Raw genomic sequence first — 16,279 nt, forward strand, 5'->3', positions numbered from 1 at the left:
CTCACCTGAGGTCAAGCGGGCTTTACATCAGCAAGGTGGCCCCACAATGGACTGTAGTTTTCCTAATAGTTAGTGATCTCGATAGGATTTCAACTCGTGACTAATCTGAACCCCAGCCAAAGCACTTCGCCTTACGACGATCACCGGCGCCCATTATTGCGAGCCCTGAAGTATGGTTTCGGTGCACTAATACTCATAACGTTGGTTTCGCTGGCCGCATGGGGCTGGGCTCGGGAGCTTCCCGGTATGTGGGGGGTGTTGCTCGGTGCGTCCATTGGTGGAGGTTTTGTTCTTCTCACAGCTCTGAGCGTGCTGGCTACGTCGAATACCTCGGCTGCGACTACTGGAGCCATAGTGCTAGGGGGATGGTTGCTCAAGATCGTTGTTCTTATTATCGTGCTTGTTGGCATCCGCAATCTGGAATTTTATGACAAGTACGCGTTTCTTGTCACGCTCGTTCTTGCGTTGGTTGTGGTGCTCGCTTGTGAAGTCTGGGGAGTTATTACCTCAAAGGTGACGTATGTGAGCTAAGGGGGTGGGGCCTAGAGGGCCTTCACCCGTTCGTTTGTTCGCTGGGCTATGCCTTGGTAGGAGAATTTCTATCGGGGGATAGCCCCGTTCTGCTGTGTAACCAAACAACATTTTGTTTGGTGTGCAGACTTTTGGCGCCTCGGCTAGCCGATGGGCTAGGGAGAAACTCTCTTCAGGGGACTTGGTAGGAAAGATAAAAGACGAGGAAGTATCCGTTTTTTATCTGAACCTGGCGGTGTGGAATCTGGTGAGTATGTGAGGGTGGGGGACAGGGGGTAGTACCCCTAAGTATGTACAGTGATTGACGTCACAATTCTGTATTTTCCCCGCTCATTGCCTTAATTAAGGTTTCTGGCATCAAGGGGGTGTCCATAGGGCTGGGCTGTATGGGAAATTCGGTGAACTGCCTGATAGGGTAATCCGCGGGTTGCTTAAGTTTGCGATTGTAAGCTTTTAAGCGAGATCCCCTGCGATCGCCATGCTGATGTGCGACGGAGTCCGTGGTGGTCGCAGAGAGTTTTCAGACGTCCATCGCACCGCGCACTCGCTTGAGCGGGTAATATGCGGCCCGAACGCGGGAGAGAACGCTGAGCGTTACAACATTGGCCATGAAGGGTGAATTTCATGCACCCTCCTTGGATCACGAATTTTTCCCGGATCCCATCTGGTTCGCCGACGTGGCGAACGGCTGGTTCACAATCGACCGTCTGATGTTCGTCCGCCTGCTTATGGCGCTTGTCCTCGTAATATTCTTTGCAGTTGCTATGCGTAACCCGAAGCTGGTTCCTTCTGGTCTTCAGAACTGCGCTGAATATCTTTTGGACTTTGTCCGAATCCACATTGCAGAAGACATTTTGGGAAAGAAGGAAGGTAATCGGTTCCTGCCGGTTATCGCCACCATCTTCTTCATTGTCTTGTTCTGCAACCTTCCTTCGGTCATCCCGTTCCTAAACATCTCGCCGAACGCGCGCATTGGTATGCCGCTCGTTCTGGCACTGTTTGGTTACGTTGCGTTTATTTATGCAGGTGCGAAGCGCTACGGCTTCTTCAAGTACATCAAGTCGTCGGTGGTTATTCCTAACCTCCCTCCGGCCTTGCACCTACTTGTCGTGCCTCTCGAGTTTTTCTCGACCTTCGTTCTGCGCCCGGCCACGTTGACCCTGCGTCTTATGGCCAACATGCTCGCAGGACACATCATTTTGGTTCTGTTGTTCTCTGCCACAAACTTCTTCTTCTGGCAGCTGAATGGCTGGACCGCGCTGTCCGCCGTGACAATCGTCGCGGGGATTGCGTTCACGCTGTTCGAGCTTTTGGTGATTTTCCTTCAGGCTTACATCTTTGCCCTGTTGTCCGCCGTGTACCTCGAACTGTCGTTGCACGCCGACGAACACTGACCCCGCGGAACCGCGGATCATAATTCTCGAAATATTGACACTCCGCCCTGTGAATTCCATGGGGCACTTAGAAAGGGAACGAACCTCTCATGAACGAAGCCATCCTCGCTGCATCTGACACCGCAGTTTCCGGCTCCATCGCAACCGTTGGTTACGGCCTTGCTACCATCGGCCCGGGCCTCGGCATCGGCATCCTCGTTGGTAAGGCACTCGAGGGCATGGCTCGCCAGCCCGAGATGGCCGGCCAGCTCCGCACCACCATGTTCCTCGGTATCGCTTTCGTTGAGGCTCTTGCCCTCATCGGTCTGGTTGCAGGCTTCATCCTTTAATTCCTCCAACCACCCGACACGAAAGCCGAGATTATGACGAACGTCATTAATTACCTCGCTGAGGCACAAGGATTGCCGCTGGAGGAATCCCCCAGCGTTCTTTTGCCTGCCAGCTACGACATCGTCTGGTCGCTCGTCGTGCTCGTAATTGTCTCGATCCTATTTAAGAAGCTTGTTCTTCCTAAGTATCGAGAAGTCCTGACCGAGCGTGAGGACCGGATCAAGGGTGGCATTCAGCGTGCAGAGGCTGCACAGGCTGAAGCTAAGGCAGCTCTTGAGAAGTACAATGCTCAGCTCGCAGAGGCCCGCGCCGAAGCAGCAGAAATCCGCGAAGATGCCCGAGCAAAGGGCAAGCAGATCGAAGCTGATATGAAGGCAAAGGCCACCGAGGAGAGCAACCGCATCATCGAGTCCGGTGAGAAGCAATTGGCCGCTCAGCGTGAGCAGGTCGTTGAAGAGCTTCGCCGCGAGATGGGCCAGAACTCGATCAGCCTTGCCGAGCGTCTTCTTGGAGACCAGCTCTCCGATGACGTGAAGCGTTCCGGCACGATCGACAAGTTCCTGGCTGAACTCGACACCGTGTCTCCGGCAGGGAAGTGAGCACCATGCACGCAGCGAGCCGCGACGCACTAGCACGCGTGATCTCTCACCTAGACGTAGCTCTGTGGGAGGCCAAAGAAAACGCAATCGCTACTGCAGCGCAGACTGGCGCTGAGCTTTTCGACGTCGTCGATGCCTTGGACAACGAGCGCGGATTGCGCATCGCCGTCGCAGATGCATCCACGACTGCCGACCAGCGTACCGGTTTGGTTTCTGCTGTGTTCGCCGGAAAGGTTTCGCCTGCCACTCTCGAAGTGCTGATTTCTGCAGCACGAGAGTCGTGGTCTAACCCCCGCGAATTCCGCGCAGGCTTGATTACCTTGGGTCGCCGGGCACTCCTGAGGTCCGCTGAGGGACAAGGACAGCTAGCACAGGTCGAAGACGAGCTCTTCCGCCTGTCTCGGATTCTGGAAAAGGAATCTGAATTGACGCTGCTTCTTGATGACCGCAGCATAGACCGCGCGAGGAAGCGCGAACTGCTGGCGAAGGTGCTATATGGCAAGGTCACCGCTGTGACTGAGGCCCTTGCACTTCAGGTTATTGGTCGCCGTGAGTCCAACGCCATCGATGACATCAATGCATTGTCCAAGGAAGCGGCTGCATTGCAGGGCCGTTCCGTTGCACATGTTGTCTCTGCTGGCCCGTTGAACGACGAGCAAAACCAGGCACTGGTACAGAAGCTAGAGCGCATTTATGGTCGTGCGATGAGCATCCACTCTGAGGTTGATCCCAGCCTCCTCGGTGGACTGGTCATCCGAGTCGGCAACGAAGTCATCGATGGGTCTACCTCGGGCAAGCTCGAGCGTCTCCGTGCGAACCTCGTATAGCCAGACACGACGAAACAACTAATTAATAATGCTGGAAGAAACAACCGAGAGCAGGAAGAACATGGCGGAGCTTACGATCTCCTCCGATGAGATCCGTAGCGCGATTGCGAACTACACCTCGAGCTACTCCGCGGAGGCCTCCCGTGAGGAGGTCGGCGTGGTCATTTCCGCAGCTGATGGTATTGCCCAGGTATCTGGTCTGCCTTCAGTCATGGCAAATGAGCTCCTTGAGTTCCCCGGCGGCGTCATCGGCGTCGCGCAGAACCTCGATACTGATCACATCGGTGTTGTGGTTTTGGGTAACTATGAATCCCTTAAAGAAGGCGACGAAGTAAAGCGGACGGGCGAGGTTCTCTCGATCCCTGTCGGCGACAACTTCCTTGGTCGCGTTATCAACCCCCTTGGCCAGCCGATTGATGGACTCGGCGCCATTGAAGCAGAAGAGCAGCGCGTTCTTGAGCTTCAGGCACCTTCTGTGCTGCAGCGTCAGCCAGTTGAGGAGCCGATGCAGACTGGCATCAAGGCTATCGATGCGATGACTCCGATCGGCCGTGGCCAGCGTCAGCTCGTCATTGGCGACCGTAAAACCGGCAAGACTGCCGTGTGCATCGACACAATCCTGAACCAGAAGGCAAACTGGGAGTCCGGCGACAAGACCAAGCAGGTCCGTTGTATTTACGTCGCTATTGGTCAGAAGGGCTCCACCATCGCAGCCGTCCGTAAGACTCTTGAAGAGCAGGGCGCTTTGGAGTACACCACTATTGTGGCTGCTCCGGCTTCTGATTCTGCGGGCTTCAAATGGCTCGCCCCATTCGCAGGTGCCGCTCTAGGCCAGCACTGGATGTACCAGGGCAACCACGTCTTGGTGATCTATGATGATCTGACCAAGCAGGCTGAGGCATACCGCGCAATTTCGTTGCTGCTTCGCCGCCCTCCGGGACGTGAAGCTTACCCAGGCGACGTCTTCTACCTTCACTCTCGCCTCTTGGAGCGTGCTGCAAAGCTTTCCGACGAGATGGGTGCAGGTTCGATGACCGCACTTCCGATCATCGAGACCAAGGCTAACGACGTCTCCGCCTTCATTCCTACCAACGTGATTTCGATTACCGATGGTCAGGTATTCCTTGAGTCCGACCTGTTCAACCAGGGTGTTCGCCCCGCTATTAACGTCGGTGTTTCCGTTTCTCGTGTTGGTGGCGCAGCGCAGACCAAGGGCATGAAGAAGGTTTCTGGCTCTCTTCGTCTCGACCTCGCCGCATACCGCGACCTCGAGGCATTCGCTACCTTCGCATCTGATCTTGATGCTGCCTCCAAGGCACAGCTGGATCGCGGTGCACGCCTTGTTGAGCTGCTCAAGCAGGCTGAAAATGCTCCGCAGCCGGTTGAACACCAGATCGTCTCCATCTGGCTTGCAGGCAATGGGCACTTCGATAACGTTCCCGTCGAGGATGTCCGTCGCTTCGAGTCCGAGTTGATTGAGTACTTCCACAGCACCACTCCGCAGGTCTTTGAACAGATCGCGGGCGGTACTCAGCTGTCAGAGGAATCTCAGGCAACCTTGGTTTCCGCAACAGAGACGTTCAAGCGTACGTTCCAGACCACCGCCGGCACAGTCGTGATCAACGAACCTGAGGTCGAGGCTCTGCCTGCAGACCAGGTTAAGAAGAACACGCTGTCGGTCAAGAAGTAAGGCGTAAAGGCCTGAACCATGACCACACAAGGAAAAGAAGGGAGGCGAAAGACCCATGGCTAATCTTCGTGAGCTACGTGACCGAATTCGGTCCGTCAACTCCACTAAGAAGATCACCAAGGCCCAGGAGCTGATCGCAACTTCGCGCATCACCAAAGCCCAAGCACGGGTCGAGGCTTCACAGCCTTACGCCACCGAGATCCACAAGGTGATGGAACGCCTGGCCGCAGCTAGCTCTTTGGATCACCCGATGCTGCACGAGCGTGAAGACGGCAAGCGCGCCGCTGTGCTCGTGATTTCGAGTGACCGCGGCATGGCTGGTGGCTATAACTACAACGTGTTCAAGAAGGCAGCTGAGCTTATCAAGCTGCTGGAAGATAACGGCTACGAAGTAGTTCGCTACGTTACTGGTAACAAAGCTGTTGGCTACTACAAGTTCCGTGGCGAGGACGTCGCAGGCGCATGGACCGGTTTCTCTCAGGATCCGTCTTGGGAAGAGACCCACAGCGTGCGTCGCCACCTCATCGATGGCTTTATTGCCGGATCGAAAGGTACTGCAAAGTATCGCGAGGGCTTGAACACGGGCGAGGGCGATCCTATTCAGGGCTTCGACCAAGTTCACGTGGTGTACACCGAGTTTGAATCCATGCTGGTTCAGACCGCACGTGCTCATCAGCTGCTTCCGATCGAACCGGTCATTGAGACCGAAGAAATTCAGATCAGTGATGAGGGCATCTTGCAGAATGCAGGAGAACCTACTCCAGACGTTGAATTTGAGCCAGACGCAGACACGCTGTTTGAGGCTATGCTTCCGCAGTACGTCTCTCGTAGCCTGTTTGCTATGTTCCTCGAAGCAGCAGCTGCTGAGTCGGCGTCCCGTCGAAACGCAATGAAGTCTGCAACTGACAACGCAACGGCCCTTGTTAAGGACCTATCGCGTGTTGCTAACCAGGCGCGTCAGGCACAAATCACCCAGGAAATCACAGAGATCGTCGGCGGCGCTAGCGCGCTCGGCGATAGCGGAGAAAGTGACTAGATTATGACCACAGCTCTTGAAGAGCAGAACACGCAGCAGGCGGCTATCGCCGGCCGCGTCGTGCGCGTCATCGGTCCGGTCGTCGACGTGGAATTCCCGCGTGGCGAGTTGCCGGCACTGTTCAACGCGCTGACTGTCGAGGTCACCCTCGAAGCAGTCGCTAAAACCATTACCCTTGAGGTTGCTCAGCACCTCGGCGACAACTTGGTTCGTGCCGTGTCCATGGCACCGACCGACGGTCTCGTCCGTGGCGCTGCTGTGATCGACAGCGGTAAGCCGATCTCAGTTCCCGTTGGTGACGTAGTCAAGGGACACGTCTTCAACGCTCTGGGTGATTGCCTCGATGAGCCAGGTCTTGGCCGTGACGGTGAGCAGTGGGGCATCCACCGCGATCCGCCACCTTTTGACCAGCTTGAGGGTAAGACCGAGATTCTGGAAACCGGTATTAAGGTCATCGACCTGCTGACCCCGTATGTTAAGGGCGGCAAGATCGGCCTGTTCGGTGGTGCTGGTGTGGGTAAGACCGTTCTTATCCAGGAAATGATCACCCGTATCGCTCGCGAGTTCTCCGGTACCTCGGTGTTCGCAGGCGTGGGTGAGCGTACCCGTGAGGGCACCGACCTCTTCCTGGAAATGGAAGAGATGGGCGTTCTCCAGGACACCGCTCTTGTGTTCGGCCAGATGGACGAGCCTCCAGGAGTTCGTATGCGCGTGGCGCTGTCCGGCCTGACCATGGCGGAGTACTTCCGCGATGTGCAGCACCAGGACGTGCTTCTGTTCATCGACAACATCTTCCGTTTCACCCAGGCAGGTTCCGAGGTTTCCACCCTCCTAGGCCGCATGCCTTCTGCCGTGGGTTACCAGCCAACGCTGGCAGACGAGATGGGTGTTCTGCAGGAGCGTATTACCTCCACAAAGGGTAAGTCGATTACGTCTCTCCAGGCCGTTTACGTGCCTGCCGACGACTATACCGACCCGGCTCCAGCTACCACCTTCGCTCACCTCGACGCGACGACGGAGCTCGACCGTGCTATTGCTTCCAAGGGTATTTACCCTGCAGTGAACCCGCTGACATCTACGTCTCGTATCCTCGAGCCAGGTGTTGTTGGCGAGCGTCACTATGAGGTAGCTCAGCGCGTTATCCACATCCTGCAGAAGAACAAAGAACTCCAGGACATCATCGCCATCCTTGGTATGGACGAGCTGTCTGAAGAGGACAAGATCACGGTTCAGCGCGCACGTCGCCTTGAGCGTTTCTTGGGTCAGAACTTCTTCGTGGCAGAGAAGTTCACCGGCATCCCAGGTTCCTATGTCCCGCTGGCTCACACCATCGAGGCATTCGAGCGTATCTGCAACGGCGACTTCGACCACTACCCAGAGCAGGCCTTCAACGGCTTGGGTGGCTTGGATGACGTCGAGGCTGCTTACAAGAAGATGACCGAGAAGTAGGGGAGACAAGCACATGGCTGACATCACCGTGGAATTGGTTTCCGTGGAGCGTATGTTGTGGTCTGGTCAGGCCAGCATCGTCACCGCGCAGACCATCGAGGGTGAGATCGGCGTGCTGCCAGGTCACGAGCCCATGCTCGGCCAGCTGGTCGACAATGGCGTTGTGACCATCCGTCCTGTCAACGGCGACAAGCTTGTTGCCGCCGTGCAGGGTGGTTTCCTCTCCATCTCCAAGGAAAAGGTCACCATCCTCGCGGAGTATGCAGTATGGGCTGACGAGGTTAACGTTTCCGAGTCTGAGTCTCATCTGCACGATGACGATGCAATCGGGAAAGCTCGTGCTCAAGCCGAGCTCAAGGCGCTTCGTCGTAAGGAACAGTCCTAGGATGTAGGGCAGTAGCCCTCCTCACTTAAGTTTTATGGCCTCTCCGATTAATCGGAGAGGCCATAATTCTTTGTATAGAAACTTTCTTATAAAGCTCTTGAGCTGGTAATAATTTAGAGTTTCTGTCCTTCACAAGAGACTCAGTTTGTACAGGATTTGAACCGTTGTAGGATGTTAAACAAAACTCAGACGTAGCGCTGTGTGGTAGTGACAGATGTGGAGCGTATGATGTCGGTCGTCCTGTGGATTATCTTGGTGGTCATCGTTCTCGTCATGCTGCTTGCCGCATGGCGTTTTTTGGTTGTCCGGAGTGAAGGCTCGGCGGTTGTCATCAGGAGGCTTCCCGCAGACACGGGTCGCCGCTGGAGGCATGGATCGATGCGCTACAGGGGAGAAACCCTTGAGTACTTTAAATTGCGTTCTTTGGTACCTAAGGCAGATTTAATTATTAATCGTCAGGACGTGGATTACATGGGGTCGCGTGAGCTAGACCCAAGTGAGATCCGTCTCTTGGCTGATGATGCGACTGTGCACTCTTTGAAAGTCCGAGGGGTTCGCTATGAGATTGCACTTGATAATGCATACTCTATGGGACTCGTCTCGTGGTTGGAATCTGCCCCTAGTCGCAGGTTAGAGCGCATGGACCATACCATCTTACAGAATAAGATTGACCGGAGTAAGCGTCGCGATCGGTGACAGGCTAGTCTATGGAACATGCGTTTAGTCATAGCCCGTTGTTCGGTTGATTATATTGGTCGATTAGAAGCACATTTGCCTCTAGCCGACCGTCTTTTAATGGTAAAGGCCGATGGGTCTGTGTCTATTCACGCGGATGATCGTGCATACAAGCCGCTCAACTGGATGACACCCCCGTGTACGTTGACGGAAACAATAGTCGAGGAAGACGGCGCGAATGTCGCGTTGTGGATCGTAGAGAACAAGAAGGGGGAGCAGCTTCGCATCACCGTAGAGGCTGTTCATTCCGATTTGTATTACGAGCTTGGTGAGGACCCCGGCTTGCAAAAAGATGGTGTTGAGGCGCATCTACAGGAACTTCTGGCGGAGCACATTGAGACCCTAGGAGAAGGCTACTCTCTTGTGCGCCGTGAGTATCCCACGCCGATCGGCCCGGTGGACATTCTATGCCGGGACTCTGATGGAATGAATGTTGCTGTGGAGATTAAACGCCGTGGGGGAATCGACGGGGTGGAGCAACTTACACGTTATTTGGAACTGCTTAACCGTGATGAATTGCTTGCTCCTGTTGCCGGAGTTTTTGCTGCCCAGCAGATTAAGCCACAGGCCCGGACTTTGGCAGAAGATCGTGGAATCCGATGCGTTGTCTTAGATTATGACAACTTGCGTGGAATTGAATCTCCAGAGCTCAGGTTGTTCTGATGGGGCGACGGAATCGACGCGTTGTCTCCGAGGTTCGTGCGTTACCCAGAGATGGCGCTAGCTTCTATGGGACCCAGGCTGTAGAGGGGCCATCGTGGACACACGGTGAGACTTATATGATGCGCCACATGGGGTCGCACGCGGCGACGAAGTTCTATGTTTGTCCTGGATGTAACCAGAATATCCCTCCAGGGATAGCTCACATCGTTGCGTGGCCTAAAGACTCCGGGCGTGGGGCCGATGATCGTCGGCATTGGCATAGGGCGTGCTGGGAACGTCGATAAGCAAAAGAGCTAGGCGTCAACCTAGCTCTTAAACCATACGGAAGTGGATGGGTTTACTTTTGCGGCTGGGTCAGCTCGAGGAGGACGCCGCCAGCATCCTTGGGGTGGACAAAGTTAATGCGAGCCCCAGCAGTACCAGTCTTTGGTTCAGGGTAGAGCAGTCGCACGCCCTGTTCACGAAGATACGAGCACAGCGCGTCGATATCGCTGGTGCGTAGGCACATCTGCTGGAGACCAGGGCCCTTTTTGTCGATGAATTTAGCGATGGTGGACTCCTCATTCAACGGGGCCAACAGCTGAATCATGCCATCGGTTTCTTTGAGGTTCTTGGGACCCACCATAGCCTCAATAACGCCTTGCTCTTCATTGGTTTCCTGGTGATGATTGACCCAACCAAATGCAGAGCGGTAGAACTCTACCGCAATATCCAGGTCCGGAACCGCGATTCCGACGTGGTCGAGGCATGTGACGAGCTCATGAGGAATGTCGATGGAGCTGATATCGGTACTCATACTTTCTCATCATAGTGATGTGGGTGATGCCATGTTTCGGTTTGAAATGTGACGTCCTCCATGCGTTAGGGAAGAGCCTCGAACTACCTCCTATCAGTCGCATAGTGCAGCGATCCGAGTAGTCTTAGAGGCATGATTCTTGCGTTTTCCGTTGCTCCCACAGAAGTTCCTAATTCTGAAGCTGAGATGTCTCTCGCAGTTTCGCGAGCCGTTAAAGTCGTCCGCGACTCTGGTCTGCCCAATGAAACAAACGCTATGTTCACTTTGATAGAGGGAGAATGGGACGAGGTTATGGCGGTAGTGAAAAAGGCTACCGACGCAGTCCTGGAGGTCTCGCCTCGTGTTGGATTAGTCGTCAAAGCAGATATTAGGCCTGGCTACACCGGGCAGATTCGTTCCAAAGTGGAATCTGTGGAGCATCACCTTGCAGAAGGCCTAGAAGGGGCCTAAAAGCCACAACATCAGCGCTGGTGGCACGCAGTCATGCGACACAGATGGCTTCGTGGCATCCTAGAAAAGTTGCTGCAGAAAGAAACTACAGGAGGATATGTAAGTGACTAATCCGAACTCCACACCGCATCGTTTTGTGGCTGGCGCGATCGATTTGGGCGAGGTGAAGTCGCGCGCGGAGGCACGGCAACAAGCGGCTCAATCACCGGGCGGTATTCCGGCTGTAGTCGTGGTTACTCGGGACAACGTTGAGACAGAAGTACTGCTGCGCTCTCAGCAAGTACCCGTCATCGTCCTCCTAGGGACTGCGCGCAGTCCTGAATCCGAACAACTCAAGACTGATTTCTCGCAGCTTGCGGAGGCCTCGCAGAAGAGCTTCATCTTTGCTTATGTAGATGCAGACTCGACTCCAGAGATCGCGCAGATGTTTGGGATTCAAGGCTTGCCGACGGTCGTCGCGCTTGCTGCAGGCCGCCCGCTAGCTAACTTTGAAGGCGGACAGCCTCTCGACGCTCTCAAGCAGTGGACCGACGCTGTGGTCAAAGCCGTAGCAGGCCAGTTAGAGGGCCTAGCCCAAGAACCGGAGGAAGACGTATCCGATCCTCGGTTTGATGCAGCGACTGACGCATTGAATAACGGTGACTTTGAATCCGCGATTGCTGTGTATGAATCGATTCTTGCTCAAGAGCCTAAAAATCAGATGGCCCTGCAAGCCCGCGATAATGCACGGTTGCTTGCGCGATTGCATACAGCTCGTGGAGACGTGGATCCGATTGCGGCTGCAGATGCAGCACCACACGATGTTGATTTGGCTTTTGCGGCTGCAGACGCAGAAATCGCTGCGGGAGTGCCTGAATCAGCATTTGATCGGCTCATTTCCATTGTCAAAGGGCGCGATGACGTTCGCGCCCGGTTATTGGAACTGTTTGCGCTTTTTGAGCCCACAGATGCACGGGTGATTGCAGCGCGGGGAAAGATGGCCAGCGCGCTGTTCTAGATGTAAAAATTTGGGATGCTCAACCCCAGTCTGCCGCCGCATATGCGGCGGCTTCGTGTTTTTTAACCTATCCAGCGATAAAACTGCCCACTCATCGCAGGAATATGAACCGTGAGGGAATGCTCGTATCCGTCCCACTCGGTGTCCCATGCAGTGATGGTGTGTTCCAGAAGGTTGTTAGCTCCTTCATATACGCCAGCATCGGTGTTGAGTATGCACTCCCAACGCCCGCCTTCTGGCACACCCAACTTGTAATGCGGCTGAGAGCTGCCGCCAAAGTTAAATACTGCAAGAATCTTTTCGCCGGCGGATCCGTATCGGATGAACGACAAGACGTTATTGTCTGCATCATTAGATTTAGACCAGCTAAAGCCCTCAGGACCATTGTCCTGGGTATAAAGCGCAGGATTATCTTGGTACACAACGTTGAGATCGCGGATGAGCTTGATGATTCCCTCGTGATACTCGCCTTCCCAACCGACGAGGTTGTCCCAGTCAAGAGAGCGCCCTTCGGACCACTCCATCACTTGACCGAACTCTTGCCCCTGGAACAAGAGTTTTTTGCCTGGATGCGCATACATATAGGCGTAGAGGGTGCGTAGTCCGCTGGCTTTATTCCATGCGTCGCCAGGCATCCGCGTCCACAGTGATCCCTTGCCGTGGACTACTTCATCGTGGCTAAAGGGAAGCACAAAGCGTTCCGAATAGGCATAGACCATGGAGAACGTGATCTCGTTATGGTGATAAGACCGGTGTATGGGGTCTAGGGAGAAATATTCGAGGGTGTCGTTCATCCAGCCCATGTTCCACTTCATGCTAAAACCAAGACCATTGTGGTCAGTAGGAGTGGTAACACCGGGCCATGAGGTGGATTCTTCTGCGATGGTAAGAACGCCAGGGAACGTCTTATGCACAGTGGCGTTCATTTCTTGCAAGAATTGCACGGCCTCTAGATTCTCCCGGCCCCCATAGATATTGGGCAGCCATTCGCCGGCCTCGCGGGAGTAATCAAGATAGAGCATGGATGCAACGGCGTCTACGCGCAAACCGTCGACATGGAATTCATCTATCCAATACAGGGCGTTAGCTACAAGGAAATTGCGGACTTCATTGCGCCCAAAATCAAAGACGTAGGTGCCCCAATCCTTTTGCTCTCCTCGACGCCAGTCGGGGTGCTCGTAGAGCGGCTGGCCGTCGAAGCGTCCGAGGGCAAAAGAGTCTTTGGGGAAGTGCGCGGGGACCCAGTCCATGATGACTCCGATACCAGCGCGGTGGAAGGCGTCGATAAGCATACGAAGCTCATCGGGGGTTCCCCATCGCGACGTGGGAGCATAATAGCCGGAGACTTGGTATCCCCAAGATCCACCAAAGGGATGCTCTGCGACCGGAAGGAACTCTACGTGGGTGTATCCGAGAGAGGAAACATAGTCGACGAGTTCTGATGCGAGGTCCTTATAAGACCGATTTTCTCGCCACGAACCCAAGTGGCATTCGTAGATGCTCATCGGTTGAGCTGCATGGTCGCGAGTAACACGTTGGGCTATCCAGTCGGCGTCTTGCCACTCGTAGCCAGAGTCCGCGACGATGGAACCCGTAGCGGGTGCTACCTCTGCGTGGCGTGCTAGCGGGTCGGCTTTGTCGATCCGGTGCCCCTCCCGAGTATGAATGGCATACTTGTACACTTCTCCAGCCTGAATGCCGGGGATGAACAGCTCCCAGACTCCCGAGTCTCCTAGCGAGCGCATGGGGTACTGATTAGGGTTCCAACCACAGAAATCGCCGACGACAGCAACTCCCGTGGCATTGGGAGCCCATACGGCAAAGGAAGTGCCTGTGACGTCGCCTAGCTCCGTGCTAACAGTACGAACGTGCGCGCCTAGGACATCCCAGAGACGCTCGTGCCTTCCTTCTCGGATGAGGTGGATATCAAGTTCCCCCAGAGTAGGAAGGAAATGATAGGGATCGGCGGTGGTTAACGTCTTATCCCCGGCCCACGAGACGTTGAGGCGATAATCAGTGGCCAATGATGCGTCTACACTTGCCGCGAAGACGTCATCGCCGATGGGGGATAGTACGTGCGTTGACCCGTCTGTCAGCGTGACCGTAACAGCCTCTGCCCCAAGCTGGCGGGTGCGAATGACGGCGTGGGAGTCGTCGATATGATGGCAGCCGTAGACCGCGTGAGGATCGTGGAATTGGCAATACCGCAGCCGACCGAGAACATCATCGTCGATACGGACGGGATCGGAAGAAGAAATCATGGGATAGTGGATCCTTTCAACGATGAGAATTAGTTGGAATAGTCGGTAGGGGTGCGCCAGGAGAGTGCTTCACGTTTACTTTCATCAACAACGGGAAGCTGCAGGATGTGGGCGACATCTGCGCAGGGATCTAGCCGGACATAGGTGCGTTTATTCCACGGGAACTGGGCGCCCGTGACTAAATCGGTGACGGTGAAGTGATCGGTGTCTTCACATCCGATAGCGCTCATGGTGAGATCCACGGTGGCTGCATGGGCGTGCTCAGGGTCCAGGTTGACCACTACGAGGACGGCATCACCAGAGACTGGATCGACTTTGCTATAAGCGATGATGTTGTCATTATCGGTGCTGTGGAAATCAATGATCCGAAGTTGCTGTAAGGCAGGATGTGCGCGCCGAATGGCATTAAGTGCACCGATATAAGGCTCTAGGGAGTTTCCCTGTTCAAGGGCCGCAGCGAAGTCGCGTGGCCGAAGCTCATACTTTTCAGAGTCCAAGTACTCCTCGCTGCCGGGGGAGACTGCCTCGTGTTCGTAGAGTTCAAACCCGGAGTACACGCCCCACAGCGGAGACAAAGTGGAGGCAAGAGCTGCTCGGATTGCAAACATGGCGCGTCCGCCGTGCTGCAGACTCTCATGCAATATGTCTGGGGTATTAACAAAGAGGTTGGGGCGGGAGGAGTCTGCCATTGCGGCTATCTCAGTACCAAATTCTTCCAGCTCAGATTTGGTGGTACGCCACGTAAAGTATGTATAAGACTGGGTGAAACCGAGCTTGCCAAGTCCATAAAGTCGCGCTGGGCGGGTAAAGGCTTCCGCTAGGAAGATGATCTCAGGATGCGTTTCATGGATGGTGCTGATGAGCCATTCCCAGAAGTTGGCGGGTTTTGTATGCGGATTATCAACGCGGAATACTGTGACCCCTTGGGCAATCCAGAACAGAACGATGCGCTTGAGTTCTGCGTAGATAGCTGATTTATTGTTATCAAAATTCAGCGGATAAATATCCTGATATTTTTTGGGAGGATTTTCTGCATATGCGATTGTGCCGTCGGCAAGTACCGTAAAAAAGTCCTGGTGGGTACGCGCCCAAGGGTGGTCTGGAGCTGCCTGCAACGCGAGGTCAAGAGCAATGCTAAGACCGAGTTTCTCGGCCGTGGCCACTAGCTCCCGAAAGTCTTTGAGCGTTCCTAGTTGCGGATGTACTGCGTCGTGTCCGCCGTCAGCAGAACCGATCGCCCATGGCGAGCCAACGTCGTCGGGCTCGGCGATCAAGGTGTTGTTTTTCCCTTTACGGTGGACCGTTCCAATGGGATGGATAGGAGGGAAATAGACGGTATCAAAGCCCATGGCCGCTACTCGCTTAAGTGCTTGAGCCGTGGTAGAAAACGTGCCGTGCACGGGATTTCCATCAGCATCCCAACCTCCAGTAGAGCGTGGGAAGAGCTCATACCATGAGCTGAACTGTGCATCGCGACGTTCTACCAGTACTGTATGGCTTTGTCCTCGGGTGAGCAGCTCCCGCACGGGGTGCTCGCGGAGAATCGAGTGGATTTCCTTGCTCAGCGCTGGTGCGACCCTAGCTCGTAATGGTTGGCTAGAACGCAGAGAATCAGCTACTGCGAAGAGCTTTTGAGCAGTAGGTTTCGGCGCGTTTGCGGCAGCTTTTTCAAAGAGCTGGGCCCCGTGCTCTAGATCATTAAAAAGATCGTCTTCATCTTGGCCCACTTCAATTTTTGCTATCACGGCATGACGCCAGGTGCTCATAGGATCGGACCACGCATCGACCCGGAAGCTCCACGTTCCAAGAACGTCAGGGACAAAGCTAGAAAACATTTTGTCTTGGTCGAAGGGGGTGGTGGTCATGATCGTGCGAGTCACCTCGCCACTAGGAGAGGTGACGTTGAGTGTTGCCGACACTGCGTCGTGGCCTTCACGCCATACGAGGGCGCTCACGGGAATCATCTCTCCGACTACAGCTTTGGAAGGCTGCGATCCTCCCGATATGCGTGGGCGTACGTCTTCGATGGCAAGTCTTCCTGTCACTTCAGCAGTGCTCGCTTCCTGGTTTCGATGGGTTACCTATCTTTAAAGCGTAGTTCACCTGTGTCACTTCCACATGGACAGTGAGAAATCC

Annotated in this window: 17 protein-coding genes; 14 read left to right on the forward strand and 3 right to left on the reverse strand. The window is 54.7% G+C overall.

Annotation, left to right across the window (positions count from 1 at the left end; translation table 11 throughout):
* Window positions 1-96 precede the first annotated feature (96 nt).
* The 12 genes from CULFRC11_RS04435 (at window position 97) to CULFRC11_RS11025 (ending at window position 9,923) form a co-directional block, all read left to right on the forward strand.
* Window positions 97-531 (forward strand): Cg1360 family ATP-synthase-associated protein, encoded by a 435-nt coding sequence (locus CULFRC11_RS04435; RefSeq protein ID WP_038620471.1) that lies wholly within the window; start codon window positions 97-99, stop codon window positions 529-531.
* 608 nt (window positions 532-1,139) lie between these two features.
* Window positions 1,140-1,925 carry a F0F1 ATP synthase subunit A gene (gene atpB, locus CULFRC11_RS04440; protein ID WP_013911273.1) on the forward strand — a complete coding sequence of 262 codons (786 nt, stop codon included), beginning with the start codon at window positions 1,140-1,142 and terminating at the stop codon, window positions 1,923-1,925.
* An 89-nt stretch (window positions 1,926-2,014) separates the two neighbouring features.
* On the forward strand, window positions 2,015-2,254 hold the full coding sequence (locus tag CULFRC11_RS04445) for an ATP synthase F0 subunit C (RefSeq protein ID WP_013241700.1): 240 nt from the start codon (window positions 2,015-2,017) through the stop codon (window positions 2,252-2,254).
* Window positions 2,255-2,287: 33 nt separating this feature from the next.
* Complete coding sequence (locus tag CULFRC11_RS04450; RefSeq protein ID WP_013911274.1) at window positions 2,288-2,854, forward strand: F0F1 ATP synthase subunit B; 567 nt, start codon at window positions 2,288-2,290, stop codon at window positions 2,852-2,854.
* 5 nt (window positions 2,855-2,859) lie between these two features.
* Window positions 2,860-3,681 carry a F0F1 ATP synthase subunit delta gene (locus CULFRC11_RS04455; protein ID WP_013911275.1) on the forward strand — a complete coding sequence of 274 codons (822 nt, stop codon included), beginning with the start codon at window positions 2,860-2,862 and terminating at the stop codon, window positions 3,679-3,681.
* 61 nt (window positions 3,682-3,742) lie between these two features.
* Window positions 3,743-5,371, forward strand: coding sequence for a F0F1 ATP synthase subunit alpha (gene atpA / locus CULFRC11_RS04460; RefSeq protein ID WP_013911276.1), 1,629 nt, complete (start codon window positions 3,743-3,745; stop codon window positions 5,369-5,371).
* A 55-nt stretch (window positions 5,372-5,426) separates the two neighbouring features.
* Entirely contained in the window at window positions 5,427-6,407 is a 981-nt protein-coding gene (locus tag CULFRC11_RS04465) for a F0F1 ATP synthase subunit gamma (RefSeq protein ID WP_023635521.1), read from the forward strand.
* Between the two features lie 3 nt (window positions 6,408-6,410).
* The gene (gene atpD / locus CULFRC11_RS04470) at window positions 6,411-7,856 is read left to right on the forward strand and encodes a F0F1 ATP synthase subunit beta (protein ID WP_013911278.1); all 1,446 of its coding nucleotides are present in this window, start codon (window positions 6,411-6,413) and stop codon (window positions 7,854-7,856) included.
* A 13-nt stretch (window positions 7,857-7,869) separates the two neighbouring features.
* On the forward strand, window positions 7,870-8,241 hold the full coding sequence (locus CULFRC11_RS04475) for a F0F1 ATP synthase subunit epsilon (protein ID WP_014525624.1): 372 nt from the start codon (window positions 7,870-7,872) through the stop codon (window positions 8,239-8,241).
* Window positions 8,242-8,442: 201 nt separating this feature from the next.
* Complete coding sequence (locus tag CULFRC11_RS04480) at window positions 8,443-8,937, forward strand: DUF2550 domain-containing protein (protein WP_023635522.1); 495 nt, start codon at window positions 8,443-8,445, stop codon at window positions 8,935-8,937.
* Window positions 8,938-8,955: 18 nt separating this feature from the next.
* Entirely contained in the window at window positions 8,956-9,639 is a 684-nt protein-coding gene (gene nucS / locus CULFRC11_RS04485; RefSeq protein WP_013911281.1) for an endonuclease NucS, read from the forward strand.
* Complete coding sequence (locus CULFRC11_RS11025; protein ID WP_013911282.1) at window positions 9,639-9,923, forward strand: Rv1322 family protein; 285 nt, start codon at window positions 9,639-9,641, stop codon at window positions 9,921-9,923. The genes nucS and CULFRC11_RS11025 overlap by 1 nt, the downstream gene beginning before the upstream one ends.
* Before the next feature lie 53 nt (window positions 9,924-9,976).
* On the opposite strand, the gene mce is transcribed toward CULFRC11_RS11025, so the two are convergent.
* Window positions 9,977-10,435, reverse strand: a complete 459-nt coding sequence (mce, locus tag CULFRC11_RS04490; RefSeq protein ID WP_023635523.1) for a methylmalonyl-CoA epimerase — start codon at window positions 10,433-10,435, stop codon at window positions 9,977-9,979.
* 132 nt (window positions 10,436-10,567) lie between these two features.
* Here mce and CULFRC11_RS04495 point away from each other — a divergent pair, with 132 nt between their 5' ends.
* Both CULFRC11_RS04495 and CULFRC11_RS04500 read left to right on the forward strand, forming a co-directional pair.
* Window positions 10,568-10,885 (forward strand): thiamine-binding protein, encoded by a 318-nt coding sequence (locus tag CULFRC11_RS04495; RefSeq protein WP_014525625.1) that lies wholly within the window; start codon window positions 10,568-10,570, stop codon window positions 10,883-10,885.
* 103 nt (window positions 10,886-10,988) lie between these two features.
* Complete coding sequence (locus CULFRC11_RS04500; protein ID WP_023635524.1) at window positions 10,989-11,882, forward strand: tetratricopeptide repeat protein; 894 nt, start codon at window positions 10,989-10,991, stop codon at window positions 11,880-11,882.
* 62 nt (window positions 11,883-11,944) lie between these two features.
* Here CULFRC11_RS04500 and glgB read toward each other — a convergent pair whose 3' ends face one another.
* Both glgB and CULFRC11_RS04510 read right to left on the reverse strand, forming a co-directional pair.
* Window positions 11,945-14,143, reverse strand: coding sequence for a 1,4-alpha-glucan branching protein GlgB (gene glgB / locus CULFRC11_RS04505; protein ID WP_023635525.1), 2,199 nt, complete (start codon window positions 14,141-14,143; stop codon window positions 11,945-11,947).
* 29 nt (window positions 14,144-14,172) lie between these two features.
* Window positions 14,173-16,188: an alpha-1,4-glucan--maltose-1-phosphate maltosyltransferase gene (locus CULFRC11_RS04510; RefSeq protein WP_023635526.1), complete on the reverse strand. Its 2,016-nt coding sequence runs from the start codon at window positions 16,186-16,188 to the stop codon at window positions 14,173-14,175.
* Window positions 16,189-16,279: the final 91 nt, after the last annotated feature.

Origin of the sequence: Corynebacterium ulcerans (genome assembly GCF_000767685.1) — a bacterium.
Classification (GTDB): domain Bacteria; phylum Actinomycetota; class Actinomycetes; order Mycobacteriales; family Mycobacteriaceae; genus Corynebacterium; species Corynebacterium ulcerans.